Source organism: Candidatus Accumulibacter contiguus (assembly GCF_012940005.1).
In the GTDB taxonomy this organism is placed as follows: Bacteria; Pseudomonadota; Gammaproteobacteria; order Burkholderiales; family Rhodocyclaceae; genus Accumulibacter; species Accumulibacter contiguus.
Window position 1 is genome coordinate 21,071 of sequence record NZ_SPMX01000066.1, and the last position, 25,159, is coordinate 46,229.

Consider the following 25,159-nt stretch of genomic DNA (forward strand, 5'->3'; position numbering starts at 1 on the left):
TCTCACATCTGGAAGTACTGTTTCACGGCGGCAACGTCTCTGGCGATCTGCGCCTTGAGGGCGTCATAGTCAGGGAATTTCATTTCGTCCCGCAACTTGTGCAGGAAGCGGACGTTCAGATGGGCGCCATAGATGTCGGCGCAGAAATCGAACAGATGCACTTCAAGCAGCGGCCGTAGCACCTGATGGGCACTCGGGCGGTAGCCGAGGTTGGCGGCGCCTTGGTGCGGGCCACCCGGCAAACCCTTGACTTCGACCGCAAAGACCCCCTGCAGCGGCGGCCGCTCGTGCTTGATGCGGATGTTCGCGGTGTGGAAGCCGAGTTGCCGTCCGATCTGGTCGCCGTGCACGACACGTCCGTCGATCGAGTAGGGGCGGCCGAGCAGACGTGCCGCGTGTTCGAGTCGCCCCGCCTGCAGCGCGTCGCGCACTGCCGAACTCGAAGCGCGCTCGCCGTCGAGGGTGACGCTGTCCATGGCCTCGACCTGAAAGCCGAGCCTGGCGCCGGTGGCGCGCAGCATCGCAAAGTCGCCGGTGCGCCTGGCGCCGAAGCGAAAATCGTCGCCGACGATCAGATGCCGGACGCGCAGCGCGCCAAGCAGCACACGTTCGACGAATTCTTCGGCGCTCAGGGAGGCGAAACGGGCATTGAAGTGGCAGACATGCGCGAGATCGACGCCGTCGTCGGCGAGCAGTTCCAGTTTTTCCCGCAGCGTGGACAGCCGTGACGGAGCCGATTCGGGCGCAAAGAATTCTCGCGGATGCGGTTCGAAGGTGAGCACTGCCGCCGGCAGGCCGGCGTCGACAGCAGCCGTCTTCAGACGGGCGAGCAGCGCGCGGTGGCCAAGATGCACGCCATCGAAGTTGCCTACGGTCAGGACGGTGGCACTGGGCGCTGTCTGTGAAAAACCGCGATAGACGAGCATCGGGCGCGAGTGGGAACGGACAAAACGTGCGATTATAACCAGTTTCTTGAGGCACCAGCCGGCGCCTCCCCTTTTTCCCTTTCCCTTTTCCTCGTCTGTGGCAGCGATGAATGTCGGCAATTGTTACCATTGTGGCCAGCCCGTACCCACTGCGGTCGATCTTGCGGTAAGCATCGACGGGCAGCCGCGCGCCATGTGCTGTGGTGGATGTCAGGCGGTGGCGCAGGCGATTGTCGACAACGGGCTGGCCGACTACTACCGTCATCGCGATGCCTTGCCGAATGCGCCACACGAGGCTCTGCCGGCGATCGTCGAGGGTCTGCAGCTCTATGATCACGCCGATTTCCAGAAGGGCTTCGTGCGGATCCTCGGCGACGCTCCTGAGGGTAGCGAGCGCGAAGCCTCGCTGATTCTCGAGGGGATTAGCTGTTCGGCTTGCATCTGGCTGAACGAGCAGCATCTTTCCCGCCTCGCCGGGGTGACCGCGGTCGATATCAATTACGCGACGCGGCGTGCGCGGGTGCGCTGGGACGAGCGGCGGATCAAGTTGTCGGCCATTCTGGCGGCGATCGCTGCGATCGGCTATCGCGCCTATCCTTACGACGCGGCGAAAAGCGAGGAACTGGCGCGCCAGGAACGACGCAGCGCGCTGTGGCGGGTGTTCGTCGCCGGTTTCGGCATGATGCAGGTGATGATGTATGCCGTGCCGGTATATTTCGCAGGTGCCGACGAGATGACCCCAGCGATCGAACAATTGTTGCGCTGGGCCAGCCTGGTCCTGACGGTGCCGGTGGTCTGCTATTCGGCCGCCCCCTTTTTTCGCAATGCCTGGCGCGACCTCCGACTCCAGCGTGCGGGCATGGATGTGCCGGTGGCACTGGGGATTGGCGCTGCCTTTGCGGCCAGTGTCTGGGCGACGCTGACTGCCAGCGGCGAGGTCTATTTCGATTCGGTGACGATGTTCGTATTCTTTCTCTTGAGCGGGCGATTCCTGGAAATGACCGCCCGCCAGCGCGCGGTCAGTGTCACCGAGGCGCTGGCCAAGCTGATGCCGGCGCTAGCGGAGCGAATCTCTGCGTATCCGGCGAGTCGCGACCTCGAGCAGGTGATGGCGGCCGATCTGCGGCGTGGCGATGTCGTTCTGGTCAGGCCCGGCGCGACGATTCCGGCGGACGGTCAGGTCATTGAAGGCGAGAGTAGCGCCAATGAGGCGCTGCTCACTGGTGAGAGTGCGCCGGTCAGCAAGCGCCCGGGAGCGTTCGTGATCGCCGGGGCGGTTAACGTCGAGAGCCCGCTGCTGGTCGAGGTGACGCAGGTCGGCGAGGCGACGCGCCTGTCGGCGATCATCCGTCTGATGGAGCGTGCGTCGACCGAGAAGCCGCGCATCGTTGAACTCGCTGACCAGATTGCCAACGGCTTCATCATCACCCTGTTGTTCCTGGCGACGGCAGTGGCGGTGGCCTGGTGGTTCATCGATCCAGGGCAGGTGCTGTGGATCACGGTTTCGGTGCTGGTCGTCACCTGTCCCTGTGCATTGTCGCTGGCTACTCCGGTAGCACTGACGGTGGCCAGCGGGGCGATGGCCAGGAACGGTCTGCTGGTGACGCACAGTCATGCCGTCGAGACCCTCGCGCGCGCCAGCCATTTCATCTTCGACAAGACCGGAACGCTGACCACCGGTGAGATGCGTGTGCTTGACATACTGCCACTCGGCAAACTCGATCAGCTGGACAGTCTGGTGCTGGCGGCGGCTCTCGAACAGGCTTCGGAGCATCCGATCGGGGCAGCCTTGCGGCAGGCTACTGCGGGCAAGCTGCTGCCGGCGGTTGACGGGTTGATCAACGAGCCAGGGTCTGGCATGAGTGCGCAGCATGCCGGCCAGTCGGTGCGCCTGGGCCGCCCGGACTATGTCCTGGCGCTGCACGGCAAGCCCCTGCCGGAAGGCGCGCAGTCCCTGCTTGCGAATGGCGATACGGTGATCGCGCTTGGCGACGAGTCGGGCTGGATCGCGCTGTTTTGTCTGGGCGATGAGCCGCGACCGGAAGCGGCGGCGATGGTCGCCGCCTTGCGCGCCGCGGGGCGGCAGGTCGCGCTATTGACCGGTGATGCTGCGCCGGCTGCTCGCCGGGTTGCGCAGGCACTGGGCATCGACGAGGTGCAGGCGGACGCGTCACCACAGGCCAAGAACGACTATGTGCGCCGCTTGCAGGCCAGCGGGGCAGTGGTGGCGATGGTTGGCGACGGCGTCAATGATGCTCCGGTACTGGCGCAGGCGCAGGTCTCGGTGGCCATGGGAGGCGGTTCGCAATTGGCGCGTACGCAGGCCGATCTGGTGCTGCTCTCCGAAAACCTGGATCATCTCTGGCGCGGCGTGCTCCTGGCGCAGCGTGCTTTGCGCGTGATTCGGCAGAATCTGTCATGGTCCTTTGCCTACAACCTGCTTGCCCTGCCGCTGGCGATGAGCGGTTTCATCACACCGTGGATGGCCGGCATCGGCATGTCCGGGAGTTCATTGCTGGTAGTCGCGAATTCGCTGCGGCTGCAGAAAGGCTGCAAGGGCTGATCGATGACGGAGACGCTGTACCTGCTGATTCCGATTTCCGTGGTGCTGGTCTTCCTGATTGCCATCGCCTTCTGGTGGTCGCTGCGCAACGGTCAGTTCGATGACCTCGAAGGGCCAGCCTATCGCATCCTGATGGATGACGACAGCGCGTCAGCGCAGTCATCGCAGTCATCGCAAGCATCGGAACCGCTTGCCGATGGGGAACCAGGCGCGCCCCCTCGGGATAGTTCAAGGCCAGCTTCGGCAGTCAATCTGCGTGACTCTTGATGCAAGTCAACAGGATTCTCCCGCGGCTTGGGATAATTCGCCGGTCGATGGTGGGAGTGCTGATGCCATACGCCTTGAGGGGGGGGTGTAGAGATGTTTTCTCTGTTGGGGTTCGGGTGCGTTGAAACGCACCCTTTTTTTTGTGCGGCAGAATTCGCTGGTGAAGGCTGTGGCGCTTGATCTGTGTCAAATTGGTGCCCGAGAGGTTAGAATAGCATCTACATAGCAATGCTATGGATAAGGGCATTCAGGGCGGTGAAAACCGGTTTCTAGTCATAAACGAGGTGAGTCCATGTCGGAAACTCAGTCAACATACAACTACAAGGTGGTGCGGCAGTTTGCCGTGATGACCGTCATCTGGGGAATTGTCGGAATGCTGGTGGGGGTGATCATTGCCGCCCAACTGGTCTGGCCCGAACTCAACTTTGGGCCATATCTGCATTTCGGTCGCCTGCGTCCATTGCATACCAATGCGGTCATTTTCGCCTTTGGTGGCAGCGCCTTGTTCGCTACCTCCTACTACGTTGTCCAACGCACCTGCCATACGAGGATCTTCTCGGATGGTCTGGCGGCCTTCACCTTCTGGGGCTGGCAACTGGTCATCGTCCTTGCCGCGGTCACCCTGCCCTTGGGTTTCACCTCGGGCAAGGAATACGCCGAACTGGAGTGGCCGATCGACATCCTGATCGCTGTGGTCTGGGTCGCCTACGCGATTGTTTTCTTCGGCACCATCGTCAAGCGCAAGGCCACCCATATCTATGTGGCCAACTGGTTCTACGGTGGCTTTATTCTCGCCGTTGCGCTGCTGCACATCGTCAACAGCGCCGCCATCCCGGTCTCGCTGACCAAGTCCTATTCGGCCTACGCCGGCGTGCAGGATGCGATGGTGCAGTGGTGGTACGGCCACAACGCGGTCGGCTTCTTCCTTACGGCAGGTTTCCTGGGAATGATGTACTACTTCGTTCCCAAGCAGGCCGGTCGTCCGGTCTATTCGTATCGCCTGTCGGTGGTGCACTTCTGGGCGCTGATCTTTACCTACATGTGGGCCGGCCCGCACCACCTGCATTATACGGCGCTGCCGGACTGGACCCAGTCGGTGGGCATGTTGTTCTCGCTGATTCTGCTGGCCCCTTCGTGGGGGGGCATGATCAATGGCGTGATGACCCTCTCGGGTGCCTGGCACAAACTGCGTGACGATCCGATCCTCAAGTTTCTGATCACCTCGCTGTCGTTCTACGGCATGTCGACCTTTGAGGGTCCGATGATGGCCATCAAGACGGTCAATGCGCTGTCGCACTACACCGACTGGACGATTGGTCACGTGCACTCGGGTGCGCTGGGCTGGGTGGCGATGATCTCGATCGGTTCGATCTACTATTTGTTGCCGCGTCTATATGGCAAGTCCGAAATGTTCAGCATCAAGCTGATCACCGTGCACTTCTGGGTGGCAACCATCGGCGTCGTTCTCTATATCGCCTCGATGTGGATTGCCGGTGTGATGCAGGGACTGATGTGGCGGGCGGTCAATATCGACGGTACGCTGACCTACAGCTTCGTTGAATCGGTCAAGGCCTCGTATCCGTTCTGGGCGATTCGATTCCTCGGTGGGATTCTCTTCCTGTTCGGCATGCTGATCATGGCGTACAACATGTTCAAGACGATCGCCGGCGGCCGCTCGGTCGATGATGCACGCGTCGTTCTGGTGCCTGCCGCTCACCACGCCTGACAGGAGAGAATCAAATGAAACTCACGCATGATGCAATTGAACGCAATGTCACGTTGATGGTGGTGCTCACTCTGCTGGTGGTCAGCATCGGTGGCCTGGTCGAAATCGTGCCACTTTACTTCCAGAAGTCCACCACCGAGCCGGTGACCGGACTCAAGCCCTACGATCCGGTGCGCCTGACGGGTCGTGATGTCTATATTCGCGAAGGATGTTTCCTTTGTCATTCGCAAATGATTCGTCCGTTCCGTGCGGAAACCGAGCGTTATGGGCATTATTCGGTGGCCGGTGAGTTCGTGTACGATCATCCGTTCCAGTGGGGTTCGAAGCGTACCGGCCCGGACCTGCATCGGGTCGGAGGTCGCTATTCGGACGAATGGCACCGTGCACACCTGATCAATCCGCGTGACCTGGTTCCCGAGTCCAACATGCCTGCTTTCGCTTTTCTCGAAAAAGCGCCTGCTGATGCGAACAGCATTGAAAGCAAGATGCACGCCCTGCGCAAGGTTGGTGTTCCCTATACCGATGACGAGATTGCCGGAGCCAGAAAACAGCTTGAAGGCAAGAGCGAACTGGACGCACTCATCGCCTATCTGCAGGGGATGGGCCTCGAAATGAAGAACGTCAAGTAAGCGCATGGACATCAACGATCTGCGAGCCATCGTGACCGTCGTTTCCCTGCTGACCTTCCTCGGGATCGTCTGGTGGGCATACGGCGTGAAGGGCAACAAGAAGCGCTTTGAAGAAGCGGCAATGCTGCCGTTCACCGATGAAGAGGCGGATCTGGCCGAATTGGGCCTGGATCGCAATGGACAAAGGAAAGCATCATGAACGATTTTGTGAATCAGTTTTGGAACTGGTACGTCATTCTTCTCGTGCTGGTCAGCATCATTGCCTGCGGCGTGCTGCTGTGGATGCAAAGTGTGCCGCCCACTGGCGGCAAGCTCGATACCACCGGCCATGTCTGGGACGAGACCCTTGAGGAATATAACAACCCGCTGCCGAAGTGGTGGATGTGGCTGTTCTACATTACTGTCATCTTTTCGCTGGTCTACTGCGCGCTCTATCCGACCCTGGGCAGCTACCAGGGCATGCTTGGCTGGTCGTCGAGTGGACAGCTCGCGAAGGAATTGACCAAGGCCGAAGAGCAGAGCCGACCGCTCTACGATAAGTACATGAAAATGGACTTGCAGGCGCTGGCGGCCGACAAGGAAGGCAACGAGACCGGCAAGCGCTTGTACCTCACGTACTGCATGCAGTGCCATGGCGCTGACGGGCGTGGCTCGAAGGGCTTCCCGAATCTTGCCGACAATGATTGGCAGTGGGGTGGTGAGCCGGCGGTGATCGTCGAGACGATCAGCGCCGGCCGGATGGGGATGATGCCGCCACACGCCCAACTCGGAGCCGAAACGATCAAGGATCTTGCCAATTATGTGCGTTCTCTATCCGGTATGCCGGCTGATTCGCTACGCGTATCCAAGGGACAGGAAGCTTTCAACAGCGTTGGCTGTTCGGGCTGTCACGGTCCGGACGCAAAGGGGGTACATGCCATGGGTGCTCCGAACCTCACTGACAAGATCTGGCTCTATGGCAGTTCCGAAGCGACAATCATCGAGACCATTACCAAGGGCCGCACCAACCAGATGCCGGCATGGAAGGAGTTCCTCGGCGAAGAAAAGGTGCACGTTCTTGCCGCCTACGTGTTGAGCCTGGGTGCGGGCAGCAAGTAGCCAAGCGGGATCGGCGGAGCGGCTTTTGGCCGCTCCGTTTTTGTTCACGACCGGCGTGCCAGGGTGGCGATTGACGCACGCGTGCCCATCGTTGTTCTCGTCTCGCCAGTTGGAAAGTTCATGCCCTGGCTGATTCATATCAATGCCACGCTCCCGCCAAAAAGGTAATATTAGCGTTTGGTGTAATTCTGAAATGGATCGGAGCTGAGATCATGGACCAGGCGGCCAGCAGCAAGGCCAAGGCAATTCCCATCAACGTTGATGGTTTGTACGAGAAACACCGCACCGTTTACGCCCGCAGCACCACGGGGATCTTCAACAGCTGGCGTTGGGCGATGGTTTGCATCACCCAGGCCTTGTTTTATGGTCTGTGCTGGATCGAATGGGGTGGCCGGCAAGCGGTGCTCTTCCACATCACCGAACGCAAGTTCTACATCTTTGGCATGGTGTTCTGGCCGCAGGATGTGATCTACCTGGCCGTACTGTTGGTGATTTCCGCTTACGGGCTGTTCCTGGTGACTGCCGTGGGCGGTCGTCTATTCTGCGGTTACGCCTGCCCGCAGACGGTCTACACCGAAATACTGATGTGGATCGAACGCAAGATCGAGGGCGAACGCCCGGCGCGAATGAAGCTCGACGCACAACCGATGTCTGCGCGCAAGTTTCGCCTCAAGTTCATCAAACATTCGCTATGGCTGCTTGTGGCCCTGTGGACAGGAGTCACCTTCGTCGGCTATTTCACGCCGATCAAGGAACTGCTCGGCGAAATCGCCTCTTTCGAACTGGGGCCCTGGGAGGCTTTCTGGATATTTTTCTACACGGCCTTCCTCTACCTGATGGCAGGTTTCCTGCGCGAGCAGGTCTGCAAGTACATGTGCCCGTATGCGCGTTTCCAGGGGGTGATGTTCGACCCGGATACCCTGATCATCAGCTATGATCCCGAACGAGGCGAGCCACGGGGGGGGGCGTCGGAAAGGCGCCGCAGCGTCCACAGCGAAGCCGCTCGGCGACTGCGTGGATTGCAGCATCTGTGTTCAGGTTTGTCCGACCGGCATCGATATCCGCAACGGCCTGCAACTCGAATGCATTGCCTGTGCCGCCTGTATCGATGCCTGCGACCAGGTGATGGACAAGGTGGGTTCACCGCGTGGCCTGATCCGCTACTCGACCGAGAATGCCTTGACGAAGCACTATACGGCAAGCGAGATGTTTGGCCACCTGCTGAGGCCACGAACACTGCTGTACACGAGCATCCTGCTGGCGATCATTCTGGCAGCAGCATGGAGTCTAGCCCACCGGGTGCCATTGAAGCTTGATGTCCTGCGTGATCGCTCGACGCTGTCACGCGAGGCCGATGATGGGCGCATCGAGAACGTGTTCAGGCTGCACATCTCGAATACCGATGAAACTCCGCATCGCTATTCGATCAGCGTCAGCGGTATTGACGGTATCGATATTGTCGGCGAACGCAGCGTGGAACTCCCGCCGGCTTCATCGAAGACGGTTGCGCTGTCTGCGCGGGTTGAGCCGGGGGCGGGCAAGAAAGGGGCAAACCAGATCTTCTTCGAAGTCCGAGCCGACAATCACGAAAAAAATCGCAGTGCGCGAGATGACGAGCTTCTTCCTGCCATGAACGCAAAACCCGAGGCCATGAACCCCAAACTGAATGTCAGCTCTGCGGTATGGTATCGTGAGCCGTGGCCGTGGCTGCTGATGCTGGGCCCGGCGAGCGTCATCGTCGCAGGCATATTCACCGCCTATCTGGCAGTCGTCAGCAGTGATGGTCTGGTGGAAGACGACTACTACAAGCAGGGCCTGACGGTCAATCAGCGCACGGCGCGCGATCAAAGGGCGGTCGAGCTGGGAATCGAAGCCGAGTTGCTCATTGGCGCTGACGGGGATCGGATTCGTGCCCTGCTGCACAGCAAGGAGGGGGTCCTCCTGCCGGAAACACTGAGTATGCGTATTACCCACCCGACGCGCCAGGGTTTCGATCAGCAGGTGCTCCTGCACTCCGAGGGGGGTACTGTCTATGCCGGAGCAGTGAAGCCGTTTTCTGGCCGTTGGCACATTACGCTCGAAGACGAAGGGCAGGCGTGGCGGCTGGTGGGCGATTGGGTGACCGGGAAACAGTCGGTGCTGCGTCTGCCGGCGTCTGCCATCGCAACAGCTGCGTCGAAGGGGAATTCTGACTAACGGTCATGACTTCTTCAGGCACCCCCGATCATGAAAGTCATGACCGTTTCCCTCTCCCCCGACCCCTCCCCCACAAGTGTGGAGGGGAGATTCGTGAGTCGCTGACGCGACTTTCACATTAACGGTCATGGCTGTTGCAGGCATCCCCGATCATGAAAGTCCATGACCGTTTCCCCTCTCCCCCAACCCCCTCCCCCGCGAGTGGGGAGGGGTGGTTCATGAGTCGCTGACGCGACTTTCATATTGAAGTGGGGGGGCCAGAGCATGTCGATGCTCGCGTCCGCCCACTCTCGCCTATGGCTTGCCCTGGCGGTGTCAACGCTAGTGCACGCGGGCTTGCTGACCATGATGGTCCAGGTATTGCCGCTACGCCTTGTGGTGTCTACGAAGCCACTGCTGGCGGTGATCAAGGTTCCGAATCGGGTGCTGCCGGCCGGTGCTGCCGTACCGGTGCCTGCAAGCACGCATGCGCCGGCGCGCCTGAAAACTGCGCCAATGCCGATTTCCGGGCGGCGTGTCCGTTCGGAGTTGGCTGTCCGCGATGTCGGGACGGCAGCGCTGGCGTCCCCGGCGAATGCCAATACTGAGCGCTTGTCGCCGTCAGAGTCGGAGGTGGCACCAGTACCCGTACCCGTGCCCAGCGGTGCGTCGACCGTGCTGCGTGAAGGGGCCAGCGCCGACGATTTGCGCCAGTATCGTGTCGCTCTGGCGATCGCCGCACGTCGCTTCAAGCGATATCCGCTGGTAGCGCGGGAGCGTGGCTGGGAAGGGCGCGTCGAGGTCGCGGTGAACGTCAGTGCCTGGCAGCCGAGCCCCCAACTTTCTCTGATTCGATCCAGTGGACGTGCTCTACTGGATGAGCAGGCACTGTCGATGATTGAACAGGCCGCAGCGGCAACGACTTTGCCGGACAGTCTGAGAGGCAGGGATTTCCGTGTTTTGTTGCCGATTGAATTCACCCTGTCGGATGAGCATTAACCCTGCCGAGGCTGCAGTGCTTCTTCGTGGAACACAAAGCGACCAGTCCTGCGATCGGAGAAATAGGCTTTCAGGCATAGTGTGACGCTCTGGAAGGCGAGATCCGGCCAGGGTACGGCATCTTCCGAGAACAGCGCTGTTTCGAGGGTTTCCAGGCCGGCGGAGAAGCGGGTATCGAGCAGTCGGGCACGGTAGAACAGGTGCACCTGGTTGATATGCGGCACATTGACCAGCGAAAAGAGTTGCCTGATGTCGACCCGAGCACAGGCTTCCTCGAGCGTTTCACGGATTGCCGCCTGGGTCGTTGTCTCACCGTTTTCCATGAACCCGGCAGGCAGGGTCCATAAGCCATGGCGAGGAGCAATCGAGCGCCTGCAGAGCAGGATTTGATCCTGCCATTCGGCAATGCAGCCGACGACAAGCTTGGGGTTGAGGTAATGAATCGTCCCGCAGTGCTGGCAAACGTGACGCGGCAGGTTATCGCCCTCAGGAATCAGCAGGCTGACCGTTTGGCCGCACTCGCTGCAGAATTTCATTGGAATCCCCTCGGCCGTTGTTTGATCATTCGGCAAGTTTATATGATTCGTGTCGAGAAGGAAGTCTCCGCCGGCGGCACCGCCCGAGAGTGGGCGGCGACACTTGCGTGGAATTGTTGCGCGCGGGACGCAAGTTGTACTGCGGAGGCGGTGAGCTGGAAATTGGCTACCGTCTGTGGTTCGCAATCTGGCTAGAATGCGGGACAATGATGAGCTTGGAGCAGCGACGTTTGCGGAACGCGCAATGACAAGGGGTGGCGGATGTTTCTGATTGTTGGGTATGTGATCATTCTGGCGGCAGCACTGGGAACCTATTCGGTTCACGGCAGCCTGGCTGCCCTGTGGGTACCGCTTGAATATGTAGCGATCGTTGGTTTGACGATCGGTGGCTTTGTCGCATCCAACGACATCAAGACCATCAAGACGACGGTGGGCGCCTTGCCGGGGATCTTCAAGGGTTCGAAGTTTACCAAGGTGCTCTACGTCGACCTGCTGGCAATGCTCTTCGAGGTGCTTGCCAAGGTGCGCAAGGAAGGCCTGATGTCGATCGAAAGCGATGTCGAAAACCCGCAGAACAGTCCGATATTCGGCAAGTATCCCGCGCTTGCCAGTGACCATCACGTGATGGAATTCATCACCGATTACTTGCGGATGATGGTGGGCGGCAACCTCAATGCCATCGAGATCGAAAATCTGATGGATATCGAAATCGAGACACACCATCACGAGGCCGAGACACCGGGGCATGTGGTATCCAAAGTTGCTGACGCCGTGCCGGCTTTTGGTATCGTCGTGGCGGTGATGGGCGTGGTCAACGTCATGGGTTCGGTGGGTGAGCCACCGGCAGTGCTCGGCAAGATGATCGGCGGAGCGCTGGTTGGCACCTTCCTCGGCATTCTCATTGCCTATGGCTTCGTTTCGCCAGTGGCCAACCTGCTTGAGCAAAAGGCACAGGACGGTGCGAAGATTTATCAGGTGATCAAGGTCGTCCTGCTGGCTTCGATGTCCGGTTATGCGCCGCAAGTGGCCGTCGAGTTCGGGCGCAAGACGCTGGTTGCCGGGGTTCGCCCGACTTTCAGCGAACTCGAGGAAGAGCTCAAGAACCGCAAGGGCAAGTAAACCATGCCGTTGCAGCGGATCGGAGGAGCTGAATGAGCGACGATGTACGACCGATAGTCATCAAGCGTATCAAGAAGTTCGCGGCGGGTCACCACGGCGGTGCGTGGAAAATCGCCTATGCCGATTTCGTGACAGCGATGATGGCCTTTTTCCTGTTGATGTGGCTGCTGGGGTCGACTGCCAGCGGTGATCTGAAAGGGATTGCCGATTATTTTCAGAACCCGCTGAAGATCGCTTCGACAGGCGGTTCGGGGACGGGTGACAGTTCGAGTGTGCTGAAGGGTGGTGGCAAGGATTTGTCGCGCACCGCCGGGCAGGTCAAGGGTGGCGACACGGAAGCCAAGAGCAAGGCCATAAACCTCAAGGAGACCAATGCCGAACTGGCGCGCAAGGAGTTTGAAGAGCGCGAGAAGGCAATGCTCGGTGATCTCAAGCAGAACATCGAGAAACTGATCGAGAGCAATCCGGCCCTCCAACAGTTCAAGAGTCAGCTCCTGATCGACATTACCAGTGAAGGTTTGCGAATTCAGATCGTCGATGAGCAGAATCGCCCGATGTTCGATACCAGTAGTGCCGAGCTGAAACCCTATACGCGGGTGATTCTGCGCGAGATCGGCAAGGCGCTGAATGCCGTACCGAACAAGCTGAGTCTGTCAGGGCACACCGATGCAGCGCAGTTCGGCGGTGGCGACAAGGGTTTCTCGAACTGGGAGCTTTCGGCCAATCGTGCGAACGCTTCCCGGCGCGAGATGATTGTCGGCGGCATGGATGAACACAAGGTGCTGCGCGTGGTTGGACTCGCGTCCACGGTGTTGTTCGACAAGAACGATCCGCTCAGTTCGATCAATCGCCGGATCAGCATCGTCGTTCTGAACAAAAGATCGGAAGAGTCGCTGTTGCAGGAAGACAGCAAGGGTGATGAGGTCGAAGTTGGCGCGCAGGGAATGGACACCAGGCAGATTGCGCCACGGAGCACGCCGGGCAGCAAGCCCGGTTGAGAATCAGCCGATTTGCGGGATGGTGTCCAGGAAAGCACGCCGCCGCATCAATTTGTCGTACAGGCGAGCGAGATTGGGGTGCTTTTCCTGCCAGTCGATTTCGGGAAAGCGAAATACCAGGTAGCCGAGCGCGCAGCCGATAGCCACGTCGGCGAGCGAGAAATGGGTTCCCATGCACCAGGTGTTGTCGGCAAGTTCGCCCGACATGAATGCCAGGCTGCGGACGATCTTGTCTTCCTGGCGTGCAATCCAGTCGCCGCTCTGCTGCTCGCCAGGCCGCTTCTTCTCAAGAAAAACCAGTGCGGCCGCATCGCACACACCGTCAGCCAGGGCCTCCCAGCGCTTGACTTCGGTACGTTCGCGATTTTGCCCAGGCATCAACTTGTTGTTCGGGGCAACATTGTCCAGGTACTCGACAATCACCCGTGAATCGAACAGGACCGTGTTGTCGTCGAGGACGAGTACCGGAATCTTGCCGAGCGGATTGACGTTGTTCACCTGGTTGTTCGGTGTCCACGGAGAGTCGAGTTCGAAGTCGTAGTCGATCTTCTTCTCGGCCAGCACGACGCGCGCTTTGCGGACGTAAGGACTGGTCAGTGATCCGATAAGCTTCATTGGCTTCCTGATGATAAGTGTTTGCACAGAATTATAGCATCGTGCTTGTATCCCGTTTACTGGCATATCTCACAGACAGGTAGAATAGCGGGCTACCCGGCGCACGCCTTGAGGATAAACTGCATGTCCCTATTTTCCCTGACTTCCCTTTCCCCGCTGGACGGTCGCTACGCTGGCAGGCTCGATGCGCTGCGCCCGCAGTTTTCCGAATACGGGCTGATCCGGCGCCGCTTGCAGGTCGAACTGGAATGGCTCAAGGCGCTTGCCGCCGAGCCGCATTTTGCCGAGATTCCTGCTTTCTCGCAGAGAACGCTCGCTGAGCTGGCTGCATTGCTGGCCGATTTCGGTCCGCAGCAGGCTGCCGAGGTGAAAGAGATCGAGGCAGTAACCAATCATGACGTGAAGGCGCTGGAGTACTGGATCCGGAAACGTCTGGCGAACAACACCGAAGTCATGCGCGTCGCCGAGTTCATTCACTTCGCGTGTACCTCCGAGGATATCAACAATCTTGCGCACGCCCTGATGCTGCAAGCGGCGCGTGACGAAACGATGCTGCCGACGCTTGACCGGGCGATCGCCCGGCTCAGGGAACTCGCACACGAGTTGGCCGATTTGCCGATGATGTCGCGTACGCATGGCCAGCCGGCAACGCCGACGACGCTCGGCAAGGAAATGGCAAATGCTGCCTATCGCCTTGGTCGTTCCCGGTCGGCCATCGCCGGGGTGCAGTTGCTCGGCAAGATCAATGGCGCGGTCGGCAACTATAACGCCCATCTTGCGGCTTACCCGGACTTTGACTGGGAGAACTTTGCCAGAACCTTCGTCGAATCGCTGGGCCTGGAATTCAATCCCTACACGATTCAGATCGAGCCACACGACACGCTGGCGGAGTTGTTCGATGCTTTTGCGCGCGCCAACCTGATCCTCATCGACCTGAACCGGGATGTCTGGGGCTACATCTCGCTGGGCTTCTTCAAGCAGAAGCTCAAGGCCGGCGAGATCGGTTCTTCGACGATGCCGCACAAGGTCAATCCGATCGACTTCGAGAATTCCGAAGGCAACCTCGGTCTGGCCAATGCCGTCTTGCGCCACCTTGCCGAGAAATTGCCGGTCTCGCGCTGGCAGCGCGATCTGACCGATTCGACGGTGCTGCGCAATATGGGCGTTGCTCTAGGCCATACGCTGCTCGCCTACGACTCGCTGTTGCGTGGCTTGAACAAGCTCGAGGCCGATCCGGCTTGCCTGCATGCCGACCTCGATGCCAACTGGGAACTGCTGGCCGAACCGGTGCAGACGGTGATGCGTCGTCATGGCGTTGTCAATCCCTACGAGAAGCTCAAGGAACTGACTCGTGGCAAGCGGGTTTCGCGCGAGGACATGCAGCGCTTTGTCGAGTCACTCGCGATTCCGGAAGCGGCGAAGGCCGCTCTGCTCGAACTGACGCCATGGGGCTACACGGGTATGGCCGCCAAACTGGCGCGGAGGATCTGATGCGGCCCGAGGAAAGCCCCGTCAACGCGCCCGAGCAGCCGCCAGCAGAGGTTGGCGCGGCGATGATTCTCTGCCGCAGTTGCGAACAACTGCTGCCTGCCGGCTCGCCGTACTGCCCGCATTGCTGCGGCGAAGACGGTCGGCGTGGAGCGATCAAGCGTGGCGCTTTCATTGGCGGCGTTTTCGGCTTGCTGGCGGGTGGCCTGGCAGCCGCCGTCTGGTCTTCGATCGTCGGTCCCGAACAGGCTAGCGGCGAGCCGGTTCTGGCGATCACCCTGGCCTGCGCGGCGATCGGCATGCTGCTTGGCGCGATACACAATCGCAAAGCGTAAGCGACGCCGCCATTCGCCGACAATCTGAAAAAGCTAGCCTGGCTAGCCGCCACCCTTCTCGGCAACTGTTGGCGCGAACGGGATACGCAAGGGCTGGCAGGAGCGGAGCTTCCTTCCGGCTCAAAGCGTCGCCAAGTAATTGGCCATTCTGGTCCGTTGCCGTGCGTCTGGCAAGCGGCCACGACCGGCCGCGAGGTTGTCCTCCGCGAGCGAGAGTCCGCTGGCAGCGGCGGTGACGAGCAGAAGACGGCAGCGCGTTATGTAGGCGTAATGGGACATGCGAATCTCCATGGCTTCAGGCTTTCCACCGGTTCCGCCGCGCATGATTCCGTAAGCGGGCCGCTGAGAGGGTCTATGCAGAGGTCGTCGTTGCCGATCATTTGGCCGTCTTCCTGATCCCTCCTCGCGTCGGCCGGAAACCAGCCCGCTGCGGCTGGTCGCCAATCCGCCATTGTCGCGTTTGCGACATTCCGGCAGGAAGATAGAACCCCTTATTTTTCAGCCTGTTAATGGTTTCGACAAACATGGCATGCCGATTGCTGGATCTTTGCTGTCGCCAACTTCGACGGAACGTAAGGGAAGCTCGCCATGGATCTGCCTGTCATTGAATCCTCGCCGCCCGTAGCCGCTGGCTGCAGCGCCGGCAGTTGCGGCTCGACGGCCAGCCAGATGGATGGCCTGTCGGACGACATCCGCGCCAGGGTGCAGGATCATCCCTGCTATTCGGAAGAAGCGCATCACTATTTCGCGCGCATGCACGTCGCGGTGGCGCCGGCCTGCAACATCCAGTGTCACTACTGCAATCGCAAGTACGACTGCGCCAACGAGTCGCGCCCCGGCGTGGTTTCCGAACTGCTGATGCCCGACCAGGCGGTGCGCAAGACGCTGGCCGTGGCGGCGACGATTCCGCAGATGAGCGTGCTCGGCATCGCCGGCCCGGGCGATCCGCTGGCCAATCCGCAGCGGACCTTCGAGACTTTTCGCCAGTTGGCGCTGCAAGCGCCGGACATCAAGCTCTGCGTGTCCACCAACGGCCTGGTGTTGCCCGAGTACGTCGAGGAACTGGCGAGGTATGACATCGACCACGTCACGATCACCATCAACTGCGTGGACCCGGAGGTCGGCGCCCGCATCTATCCGTGGATATTCTGGAAGAACCGGCGCGTTTTCGGCCGCGAGGCCGCCGCGATCCTCATCAAGCAACAGCAGCAGGGACTCGAGATGCTCACCGCGCGGGGCATTCTGGCCAAGGTGAACTCGGTGCTGATCCCCGGCGTCAATGATCATCACCTGCCGGAAGTGTCGAAGATCGTCAAGGCGAAAGGCGCTTTCCTGCATAACGTCATGCCGCTGATTGCCGAGGCCGAGCATGGCACCTTCTATGGCGTGATGGGACAGCGTAGCCCGAAGCCGGCCGAACTCAAGGCGCTGCAGGATGCCTGCGAAGGCGACATGAACATGATGCGCCACTGCCGCCAGTGCCGCGCCGATGCGGTCGGACTGCTCGGTGAGGATCGCGGCGCCGAGTTCACGCTCGACAAGATCGAGGCCATGGACATCGATTACGAAGCAGCGATGGTCGTGCGCGCCGAGTTGCGCGCGCAGATCGCGGCGGATCTGGCCGAAAAGCGTGCCCAGGCACACGCGCCGGCCGCGCCGCAAGTGACCCCGCAGGTGATTCACTTCCAGCCCCACGCCGCGAAACCCGCTCCAGCCGCAGGTCGGCCCGTACTGATGGCGGTCGCGGCAAAAAACGGACTGGTCGCCGTGCACTTCGGTCACGCGAAGGAGTTCCTGGTCTATGAAGCGTCGGCAAGCGGGGCTCGCCTGGTCGGGCATCGCAAGGCCGAGTCCTACTGTGCAGGTGATGAGAACTGCGGCGATGCCGATTTGGTGCTCGCGAGAACCATCCAGGCGCTCGAGGACTGCGAAGTCGTGCTCTGCTCGCGCATCGGTTATGAACCCTGGGGTGAACTGGAAGCAGCCGGAATTCAGCCGAACGGCGAGCACGCCATGCAGCCGATCGAGGAGGCGGTGATCGCCGTGTGGCACGAGATGCTCGTGGCCGGCAGGCTGACCGCCGGGTCGACTGCCGCGAAGCGCGCCTGAGGAGGAGATCATGGCTCTCGAAATCATCGAAAGCTGCGTCAATTGCTGGGCCTGCGAGCCGCTGTGTCCAAACCAGGCCATCCATGCGGCCACCCCTCACTTTCTGATCGACGCCGACAAATGCAGCGAGTGCGTCGGCGACTTTGCCGAAGCGCAGTGCGCCAGCATTTGCCCGATCGAGGGAGCGATCATCGATGAACTGGGCGAAGCGCTGAACCCGCCCGGATCGCTGACCGGCATTCCGCCCGAACGCTGGGCCGCGGCGCAGGCCGAGATCGCGGCGCGCTGAGCCATGGCCGAGGTCATTTTCTATGTGCAATCGGCTGGCGGCGGTGCATATCCCTGCCGCTTCGCCGATGAAAGAGCGCATGCGAGCCTCTGCAAACCCTGAAAGCGCGCTGGCTGTTGCCCCCGGCGTGCACTGGATCGGCGCTTTCGACCCCGATCTGCGCAGCTTCGACATCATCCTGCGCACTGCCAACGGCACCAGCTACAATGCCTATGCCGTACGCGGCAGCGAGGGCGTCGCCGTCATCGATACGGTCAAGCTCGGTTTTTCGGAGACCTTCTTCCGTCGTCTCGAGTCGGTTGCCGAATACGACGAAATCACCACCATCGTCCTCAACCACCTCGAACCCGATCACTCCGGCGCCCTGCCGGAGTTGCTGCGGCGAGCGCCCGGCGCCAAGCTGCATGTCTCGCCGCAGGCGCGCCTGATGCTGAAGGGGCTTTTCGATCCGGGCGAATTTGCCGACCGCATCGTCTCGGTCGGCACCGGCGACAGTACCGGTCTCGGCGACCGGCGGCTGGAATTTTTCAACACGCCCTACCTGCACTGGCCGGACACGCAGTGCACCTGGCTGGCGGCGGAAGGCATCCTGTTTTCGGCCGACTTCCTCGGTTGCCACTACTGCGACACGCGTTTGTTCAATGACGCGGTCGGCGATTTCCGTTTCTCCTTCGAGTACTACTACGCGCACATCATGCGGCCTTTCCGCGCACATGTGCGCGATGCGCTCGACCTGATCGAACCGCTGCCGATCAAGGTCATCGCACCGGGACACGGCCCAATCCTGCGCAACGACCCGCGCGACTACGTGGCGCGCTATCGCGCGCTCTCGGCGCCCGGCCTGCACGGCGCGAGTACCAAGACCCTGCTGGTTTTCTACATCTCCGCCTACGGTGCGACGCGGCGCATGGCCGAGGCCGTTGCGGCCGGCGCCGAATCGGCATCGACCGCTGCCGGCGAAGTGCGCGTCTCACTCTACGACCTCGAGGGCGGCCACGCCCAGCCTTTCGTTGACCTGATCGAGGAAGCGGATGCGCTGGTCTTCGGCAGCCCGACGATCAACGGCGACGCCGTCAAGCCGGTCTGGGACCTGCTCTCTTCGCTGACCATGGTCGATGTCAAGGGCAAGCTCGGCGCCGCCTTTGGCTCCTATGGCTGGAGCGGCGAGGCGGTGCCGATGATCGAGGACCGTCTGCGCCGCCTCAAGCTGCGCGTGCCGGTGCTCGGCGTCAAGGCGCGCCTGACGCCGACCGCCGACGAATTCAGCGCCTGCCACGATCTCGGCCGCCAGGTCGCGCTACACCTGCTGGGTCGCGCCGTGCCACGTACCATCGATATGGCCAACCTCGTCTGATTTCACTTACCGGAGAAACCCCATGCCCAAAGCCAGCGTCACTTTTCAGGATATCGGCGTCACCGTTACCGTACCCGCGGGCACCCGCCTGATCGAGGTATCGGAAAAAGTCGGTGCCGGCATCACCTACGGTTGTCGCGAAGGCGAATGTTGCACCTGCCTGACGCGGATCGTTTCCGGTCATGAACACCTGGCCGCACCTTCCGTGCTCGAAGACCAGGTGCTCAAGGACAACCTCGCGCCACGCCGTCACCGTCTGGCGTGTCAGGCGCAGATCCTCGGCGGCAACATTGTCGTCCAGCCTGCCTGAGTTTTTTCACCAACCCTCCCATCTACAAGGAGTCCAGCATGCCCAATATCACCTTTTCCAGTCCGATGCACAAGGACAAGACCATTTACGCCGTCGCCGGCAGCCACACCCAGACGATTCTCAAGCTCGCCAAGGAGAACCATGTCCCGATCGACTTTTCCTGTGGCGATGGCGAGTGTGGCACCTGCCTGGTCAGGGTCAGCAGCGTCGACAAGAGCAGCCACAACAAATACGGGCACATGGGTGGTCCTCTGAACGTACGCGAGGTTGCGGTGCTCAAGGACATGGGCAAGATCAGGCAGGCACAGATCGAGCAGATGTACGTCGATGACCTGCCACCGACGGAATGGCGTCTCGCTTGCCAGTACATCGTGCGCGACGAGGACATTCTGGTCGAGTATCCGAGCCGGTGACTGCCGCGCCAGCGTCCGCGCGGCCCCCCGGGACGGTTCTGGCACACGCCGAGGCCGCCTACCTCGGTCTCGCGCTCGGCGATGCGCTCGGCGCCACGGTCGAGTTCATGACGCCGCGTGAAATCGTCCATCACTATGGCGTGCATCGGGAGATCGTCGGCGGCGGCTGGCTCAGGCTCAAACCCGGCCAGATCACCGACGATACCGGCATGTCACTGGCGCTTGGCGAGGCGATCCTGGCCAAAGGCGGCAACGTCGTCCCGCTCGCCTGCGCCGAGGCCTTCGACGCCTGGATGCGTAGCAAGCCGATCGACATCGGCAACACCGTGCGCCGCAACCTGATCCGCTTTCGCAACAGCGGTAATCCCGTGGCGGAGTATTCCGATCATGACGCAGGCAACGGCGCCGCGATGCGCGTGCTGCCGGTGGCGCTGGTCACCCTCGGCCGATCCGAGGCCCAGGTTCGCGCCGCCTGCCGCGCCCAGGCCCGCGTCACCCACCACAATGCGCTGTCCGACGCCGCCTGCGAATTCCTCGTGCTGACGGTGCAGGATTTCATCACGGGCGCATCGCTGGGTCAGGTTTTCCGCCAGCGCATCTCGCCGCTGGTGCAGCAGCATCCGGAATTCGCCTTCGACGAGCGGCCTCGGCGCGAAAACCCCAGCGGCTGGATCGTCGAGACGGTGCAGGCCGTGCTGCAGGCGCTGGTCGAGCTCGACGGCTTCGAGCATTGCCTGGTCGACGTAGTCAATCGCGGTGGCGATGCCGACACCACCGGCGCCATCGCCGGCATGCTGGCCGGCGCGCTCTACGGCCGCGAAGCCCTGCCGGCGCGCTGGCTGCAGGCACTCGACCCCGATATCCACGAGCGTTGCCGGGCACAGGCACGGGCGCTGGCCGTGCCGGATTAGATTCCCCGTTCATCCGGTGCCCGACAGCGTGCTGGCCAACAAGGCGATGACGGCAATGCGGGCAAGGACACGCAAACGGAACTAATCATCCTACCCACCGCCTTGCATTCCGGAACATCCGCAACCAAGGCGAATCCTCCCAGCCACGCGCTTCCCAGTCGGCCGGGTGCCAGGACATCTGGACGCTGCGGAAGACGCGCTCGGGGTGCGGCATCATGATCGAGAAACGGCCGTCGGCGGAAGTGAAGCCGGTGACACCGGCCGGCGAACCGTTCGGGTTGTACGGATAGACTTCGGTCGGCTGAGCAATGTTGTCGATGTAGCGCATCGCGACCAGCGCGCTCGCCTGCTGTGCCGCCGAGGCAAAGACGGCCAGCCCCTCGCCGTGTGAAACGACGATCGGCAGACGACTGCCGCCCATGCCGGCGAAGAAGATCGACGGCGACTCGGGCACCTCGACCAGCGTAAAGCGCGCTTCGAACTGCTCGACGCGGTTGCGTGCGAAACGCGGCCAGGCGTCGGCACCGGGGATGATGTCCTTGAGGGCGCTCAGCATCTGGCAACCATTGCAGACGCCGAGGGCAAAGGTGTCCGGGCGTGCGAAGAAGGCCGAGAAGCTGTCCCGTGCGCGGTCGTTGAAGAGGATCGTCTTCGCCCAGCCCTGACCGGCGCCGAGTACGTCACCATAGGAGAAACCGCCGCAGGCGACGACGCCCTTGAAGTCGGCCAGCGCGACGCGAGCGGCGAGAATGTCGCTCATATGTACGTCGATGGCGGCGAAGCCGGCGCGGTCGAATGCGGCGGCCATTTCGACCTGGCCATTGACGCCCTGTTCGCGCAGAATCGCGATTTGTGGTCGAACGCCGCTATGGATGAACGGCGCCGCGACATCGTCGGCGGGATCGAAGCTCAGCGTCACCGACAGGCCGGGGTCAGCGGTATCGAGAATCCGGTCGTATTCCTGTTGCGCACATTCCGGGTGGTCACGCAAGCGCTGCATGCGGAAACTGGTTTCCGACCAGGCGCGCTGCAGATCGACGCGTGCTTCGCTGAGCACCGCCCTGGCGTTGCGAATGATGCGGATCTGGTCCCAGGGGTTGGGGGCGCCGATGAATTGCGAGCAGGCTCCGAGGCCGGCGGCGCGCAGGACACCCATCACCTGGCTCCTTTCGCTGCGGCGAATCTGCACGACAGCGCCGAGTTCCTCGCAGAACAGGGCGCGCATCAGCTTCTCGAAGGAACGGCCACCGAGCAGGTTGGGCCGTTTTTTCGTTGCCGTCGACGTCGTTGATCAGCGGGTCGTAGCACAGGCCGTCGGTGTCGATCGAAACGCCACAATGGGCAGCGAAGGCCATTTCGCAGACGGTGGCGAAGAGACCACCATCGGCGCGGTCGTGGTAGGCGAGCAGCAGATGGGCGGCAGCGAGTTGGCGGATCGCGGTGAAGAAAGCGGGCAGGCGGGTGGGGTCGTCGACGGTCGGGGGGCTCGCTGCCGGTGGCGTGATACACCTGCGCCAGCGCCGAAGCACCAAGGCGATTGCGGCCGGCGCCGAGGTCGATCAGCAACAGGTCGGTTTCACCGGCGTCGAGCCGCAGTTGCGGGGTCAGCGTCCGGCGGGCATCGTGCACCGGCGCGAAGCCGGTGACGATCAGCGACAGGGGCGAGACCACCTGTTTCTGGCGGCCTTTGTCGGCACCGGCGCTTTCCTGCCAGGCAGTCCGCATCGATAGCGAATCCTTGCCGACCGGAATCGAGACGCCGATTTGCTGGCAGAGATCGGAGACCGCACGCACGCTATCGAACAGGCGGGCATCCTCGCCGGGGAAACCGGCGGCGGCCATCCAGTTGGCGGAGAGTTTGATCTCGCCGAGCGTCGCGATGTCGGCGGCGACGAGGTTGGTCAGCGCTTCGCCGACTGCCATGCGACCCGAAGCGGGCGCGTCGATGAGCGCCAGCGGCGCGCGTTCGCCGATGGCGAAGGCTTCGCCGCGGTAGCCGTGAAAAGCCATCAACGTCACCGCAACGTCGGCACAAGGCAGTTGCCAGGGGCCAACCATCTGGTCACGTGCCGTCAGGCCACCGACGCTGCGGTCGCCGATGCTGATCAGGAAGGTCTTGTCGGCGACTGCAGGCAGGCGCAGCACGCGATACGCGGCTTCCTTGAGATCCACCTCGGTGGCATCGAAAGGCACGCACAGTGGTGGCAGGTGCGTCGCCGTGCGCGTCATCCGCGGCGGTTTGCCGAGCAGCGCGTCCATGTCCATGTCCACCGGATGGTTGCCGAAATGACTGTCGGCGACGAGCAGGCGCTTTTCGTGGGTGGTCACGCCGACGACGGCGAAGGGACAGCGTTCGCGTTCGCAGAGCGCCGAGAACTCGGTGAGGCGGCTGGGCGCAATCGCCAGCACGTAGCGCTCCTGGGCTTCGTTGCACCAGATCTCGGCTGGCGACATGCCGGGTTCCTCGATGTGCACAGCGCGCAGCTCGAAGCGCGCGCCGCTGCCGGCGCCATGCGCGAGTTCGGGCAGGGCATTCGAGATGCCGCCGGCGCCGACGTCATGCACCGAGAGGATCGGATTGCCGTCGCCGGGTGTGGAGCCGTCACCGTCGGGCGAACCCATCTGCCAGCAGCGGTCGATGACTTCCTGTACGCGCCGCTGAATCTCGGGATTGCCGCGCTGCACCGAAGCGAAATCGAGGTCGGCGTCGTTGCTGCCGGTGGTCATCGAACTGGCGGCGCCGCCACCGAGGCCGATCAGCATGCCCGGTCCACCGATCTGGAGCAGCAGCGTGCCGGGCGGCAGCGTGCCGGCCTTGAACGACTGGCTGGCGGCGATGTTGCCGACGCCGCCGGCAAGCATGATCGGCTTGTGGTAACCACGCACGAGCGGTTCGTCGCCGCTGCCGGTGAGTTGCTCGTAGCTGCGGAAATAACCGGCCAGGTTCGGGCGGCCGAACTCGTTGTTGAAGGCGGCGGCGCCGATCGGCCCTTCGAGCATGATCGCCAGTGGCGAAGCGATGCGGGCCGGGCGACCGTAGTCGGCGCTGGCGCGCTCCCAGGGCTGCGGGAAATCCGGGATGTGGAGGTTGGAGACCGAGAAACCGCAGAGGCCGGCTTTCGGTTTCGAGCCGCGGCCGGTGGCGCCTTCATCGCGGATCTCGCCACCCGCGCCGGTCGCGGCACCGGGGAACGGGGAGATCGCGGTCGGATGATTGTGCGTCTCGACCTTGGCGAGAATGTGCGTCGGCTCTTCGTGATAGGCATAACGGGCGTTGGCGCCGGCGTGGAAGCGCAGGACGCTGGCGCCTGCGATGACCGATGAGTTGTCCGAATAGGCGACGATGGTGCCATCCGGATGCGCCTGATGTGTCTCGCGGATCATCCCGAACAGCGTTTCGCTGCGCGGCTGCCCGTCGATCACCCAGGAGGCGTTGAAAATCTTGTGCCGGCAGTGCTCGGAATTGGCCTGCGCGAACATCATCAGTTCGACGTCGGTCGGGTTGCGCTGTGCCTTGAGGAACAGCTCGACGAGGTAATCGATTTCGTCCTCCGACAGGGCCAGCCCCAGCCGCGCATTGGCTGCGACCAGCGCGGCACGACCGCCGGCCAGCAGATCGACGCGGGTCAGTGGTTGCGGCGCAAAGTGGCGGAACAGGTCGGCGCTGCGCGCAAAGTCGTCGACAACGGTCTCCAGCATGCGATCGTGGAGCAGGGCGGCGAGGGCTTCCTTCTCGGAGGCCGACAGCTTGCGTCGCCTGGCCTTGAGCCAGTAGGCAATGCCGCGTTCGATGCGCTCGATGGCGTGCAGTCCGCAATTGACGGCGATGTCGCTGGCTTTCGACGACCAGGGCGAGATCGTCCCGATGCGCGGTGTGACGAGCAGCAACTCGCCTGGCGTGTCTTTGGCTGCCGGGCGTTCTTCGAGCAGAGCCGCGAGTTGCCGGCGTTCAGCGTCGCTCAGCGGCTGCCGGGTGCTGACAAAGTGCCAATATTCGGCAGCCACGATGCGCAGACCTGGCGCGACAGTGGCCACGCGTTGCTGCAGGCCCTGCAGGCGGAAAGAAGAAAATGCGGGGGCACCGCGGAGAAACAGGAGATCGGCCATGGTGGGCGGCAGGGCAGGCGAGCTGCGCTCAAGGAAGGAACGGCGCGATTATAGCCGACCCGCAGGGCGCTCTGGCCCGAAGCGGTATCCTGCACCGTCGCCCGGCAAGCGCTCCCGAGACACTCGCAACGGTTGTGGACGATGATTGACTATTCCGGGTGCAGCGCTGCTGGGCTAGAATCGGGTCAAAAC

Annotated in this window: 21 protein-coding genes and 3 pseudogenes; 19 read left to right on the plus strand and 5 right to left on the minus strand. The window is 61.9% G+C overall.

What is annotated here, in order from left to right; all coding sequences use genetic code 11:
• Positions 1–2: 2 nt before the first annotated feature.
• Positions 3–926, minus strand: coding sequence for a bifunctional riboflavin kinase/FAD synthetase (locus tag E4Q08_RS18985; protein WP_169071513.1), 924 nt, complete (start codon positions 924–926; stop codon positions 3–5).
• Between the two features lie 106 nt (positions 927–1,032).
• On the opposite strand from E4Q08_RS18985, the gene E4Q08_RS18990 reads away from it, so the two are divergent.
• The 9 genes and pseudogenes from E4Q08_RS18990 to E4Q08_RS19030 all read left to right on the plus strand — a co-directional run bounded on the left by E4Q08_RS18990 (position 1,033) and on the right by E4Q08_RS19030 (position 10,383).
• Positions 1,033–3,489 (plus strand): heavy metal translocating P-type ATPase, encoded by a 2,457-nt coding sequence (locus tag E4Q08_RS18990; RefSeq protein WP_169071514.1) that lies wholly within the window; start codon positions 1,033–1,035, stop codon positions 3,487–3,489.
• Positions 3,490–3,492: 3 nt separating this feature from the next.
• Positions 3,493–3,756: a cbb3-type cytochrome oxidase assembly protein CcoS gene (ccoS, locus tag E4Q08_RS25070; protein ID WP_248595014.1), complete on the plus strand. Its 264-nt coding sequence runs from the start codon at positions 3,493–3,495 to the stop codon at positions 3,754–3,756.
• A gap of 292 nt (positions 3,757–4,048) precedes the next feature.
• Positions 4,049–5,482: a cytochrome-c oxidase, cbb3-type subunit I gene (gene ccoN, locus E4Q08_RS19000; protein WP_169071515.1), complete on the plus strand. Its 1,434-nt coding sequence runs from the start codon at positions 4,049–4,051 to the stop codon at positions 5,480–5,482.
• A 14-nt stretch (positions 5,483–5,496) separates the two neighbouring features.
• Positions 5,497–6,111, plus strand: a complete 615-nt coding sequence (gene ccoO / locus E4Q08_RS19005) for a cytochrome-c oxidase, cbb3-type subunit II (protein ID WP_169071516.1) — start codon at positions 5,497–5,499, stop codon at positions 6,109–6,111.
• A 4-nt stretch (positions 6,112–6,115) separates the two neighbouring features.
• Entirely contained in the window at positions 6,116–6,310 is a 195-nt protein-coding gene (locus tag E4Q08_RS19010) for a cbb3-type cytochrome oxidase subunit 3 (protein WP_169071517.1), read from the plus strand.
• Positions 6,307–7,209, plus strand: coding sequence for a cytochrome-c oxidase, cbb3-type subunit III (ccoP, locus tag E4Q08_RS19015; RefSeq protein WP_169071518.1), 903 nt, complete (start codon positions 6,307–6,309; stop codon positions 7,207–7,209). Before E4Q08_RS19010 ends, ccoP begins: the two co-directional genes overlap by 4 nt.
• Positions 7,210–7,421: 212 nt before the next feature.
• Positions 7,422–8,842: pseudogene (ccoG, locus tag E4Q08_RS26240) on the plus strand (cytochrome c oxidase accessory protein CcoG).
• A 68-nt stretch (positions 8,843–8,910) separates the two neighbouring features.
• A pseudogene (locus E4Q08_RS26245) lies at positions 8,911–9,405 on the plus strand (FixH family protein); the annotation flags it as partial.
• 270 nt (positions 9,406–9,675) lie between these two features.
• The gene (locus tag E4Q08_RS19030) at positions 9,676–10,383 is read left to right on the plus strand and encodes a TonB family protein (RefSeq protein ID WP_169071519.1); all 708 of its coding nucleotides are present in this window, start codon (positions 9,676–9,678) and stop codon (positions 10,381–10,383) included.
• Here the strand turns inward: E4Q08_RS19030 and E4Q08_RS19035 are convergent.
• Positions 10,380–10,919 (minus strand): NUDIX hydrolase, encoded by a 540-nt coding sequence (locus E4Q08_RS19035; protein WP_034908602.1) that lies wholly within the window; start codon positions 10,917–10,919, stop codon positions 10,380–10,382. The genes E4Q08_RS19030 and E4Q08_RS19035 overlap by 4 nt on opposite strands.
• Before the next feature lie 261 nt (positions 10,920–11,180).
• On the opposite strand from E4Q08_RS19035, the gene motA reads away from it, so the two are divergent.
• Complete coding sequence (gene motA / locus E4Q08_RS19040; RefSeq protein ID WP_034908604.1) at positions 11,181–12,038, plus strand: flagellar motor stator protein MotA; 858 nt, start codon at positions 11,181–11,183, stop codon at positions 12,036–12,038.
• Positions 12,039–12,070: 32 nt separating this feature from the next.
• On the plus strand, positions 12,071–13,036 hold the full coding sequence (gene motB / locus E4Q08_RS19045; protein ID WP_169071520.1) for a flagellar motor protein MotB: 966 nt from the start codon (positions 12,071–12,073) through the stop codon (positions 13,034–13,036).
• Between the two features lie 3 nt (positions 13,037–13,039).
• Here the strand turns inward: motB and E4Q08_RS19050 are convergent, their stop codons facing one another.
• The gene (locus tag E4Q08_RS19050) at positions 13,040–13,651 is read right to left on the minus strand and encodes a glutathione S-transferase (protein ID WP_169071521.1); all 612 of its coding nucleotides are present in this window, start codon (positions 13,649–13,651) and stop codon (positions 13,040–13,042) included.
• Positions 13,652–13,774: 123 nt separating this feature from the next.
• Here E4Q08_RS19050 and purB point away from each other — a divergent pair, with 123 nt between their 5' ends.
• Both purB and E4Q08_RS19060 read left to right on the plus strand, forming a co-directional pair.
• The gene (gene purB / locus E4Q08_RS19055; protein WP_169071522.1) at positions 13,775–15,142 is read left to right on the plus strand and encodes an adenylosuccinate lyase; all 1,368 of its coding nucleotides are present in this window, start codon (positions 13,775–13,777) and stop codon (positions 15,140–15,142) included.
• Positions 15,142–15,474, plus strand: coding sequence for a hypothetical protein (locus E4Q08_RS19060; RefSeq protein WP_169071523.1), 333 nt, complete (start codon positions 15,142–15,144; stop codon positions 15,472–15,474). Before purB ends, E4Q08_RS19060 begins: the two co-directional genes overlap by 1 nt.
• A 120-nt stretch (positions 15,475–15,594) precedes the next feature.
• On the opposite strand, the gene E4Q08_RS19065 is transcribed toward E4Q08_RS19060, so the two are convergent.
• A complete protein-coding gene (locus E4Q08_RS19065; protein ID WP_169071524.1) occupies positions 15,595–15,753 on the minus strand; it encodes a hypothetical protein in 159 nt (52 codons plus the stop codon).
• Between the two features lie 309 nt (positions 15,754–16,062).
• On the opposite strand from E4Q08_RS19065, the gene nifB reads away from it, so the two are divergent.
• The 6 genes from nifB to draG all read left to right on the plus strand — a co-directional run bounded on the left by nifB (position 16,063) and on the right by draG (position 20,860).
• Positions 16,063–17,583: a nitrogenase cofactor biosynthesis protein NifB gene (gene nifB, locus E4Q08_RS19070; protein ID WP_169071525.1), complete on the plus strand. Its 1,521-nt coding sequence runs from the start codon at positions 16,063–16,065 to the stop codon at positions 17,581–17,583.
• A 10-nt stretch (positions 17,584–17,593) separates the two neighbouring features.
• Entirely contained in the window at positions 17,594–17,872 is a 279-nt protein-coding gene (locus tag E4Q08_RS19075) for a 4Fe-4S binding protein (RefSeq protein WP_034916415.1), read from the plus strand.
• A gap of 79 nt (positions 17,873–17,951) precedes the next feature.
• Positions 17,952–19,226, plus strand: coding sequence for an FprA family A-type flavoprotein (locus E4Q08_RS19080; protein ID WP_034916420.1), 1,275 nt, complete (start codon positions 17,952–17,954; stop codon positions 19,224–19,226).
• 22 nt (positions 19,227–19,248) lie between these two features.
• Positions 19,249–19,536, plus strand: a complete 288-nt coding sequence (locus tag E4Q08_RS19085) for a 2Fe-2S iron-sulfur cluster-binding protein (RefSeq protein ID WP_034916413.1) — start codon at positions 19,249–19,251, stop codon at positions 19,534–19,536.
• Between the two features lie 38 nt (positions 19,537–19,574).
• The gene (locus E4Q08_RS19090) at positions 19,575–19,949 is read left to right on the plus strand and encodes a 2Fe-2S iron-sulfur cluster-binding protein (RefSeq protein ID WP_034916411.1); all 375 of its coding nucleotides are present in this window, start codon (positions 19,575–19,577) and stop codon (positions 19,947–19,949) included.
• Positions 19,946–20,860 carry an ADP-ribosyl-[dinitrogen reductase] hydrolase gene (gene draG, locus E4Q08_RS19095; protein ID WP_308240178.1) on the plus strand — a complete coding sequence of 305 codons (915 nt, stop codon included), beginning with the start codon at positions 19,946–19,948 and terminating at the stop codon, positions 20,858–20,860. The genes E4Q08_RS19090 and draG overlap by 4 nt, the downstream gene beginning before the upstream one ends.
• An 85-nt stretch (positions 20,861–20,945) precedes the next feature.
• Here draG and purL read toward each other — a convergent pair.
• Positions 20,946–24,967, minus strand: a pseudogene (gene purL, locus E4Q08_RS19100) (phosphoribosylformylglycinamidine synthase).
• Positions 24,968–25,159 lie beyond the last annotated feature (192 nt).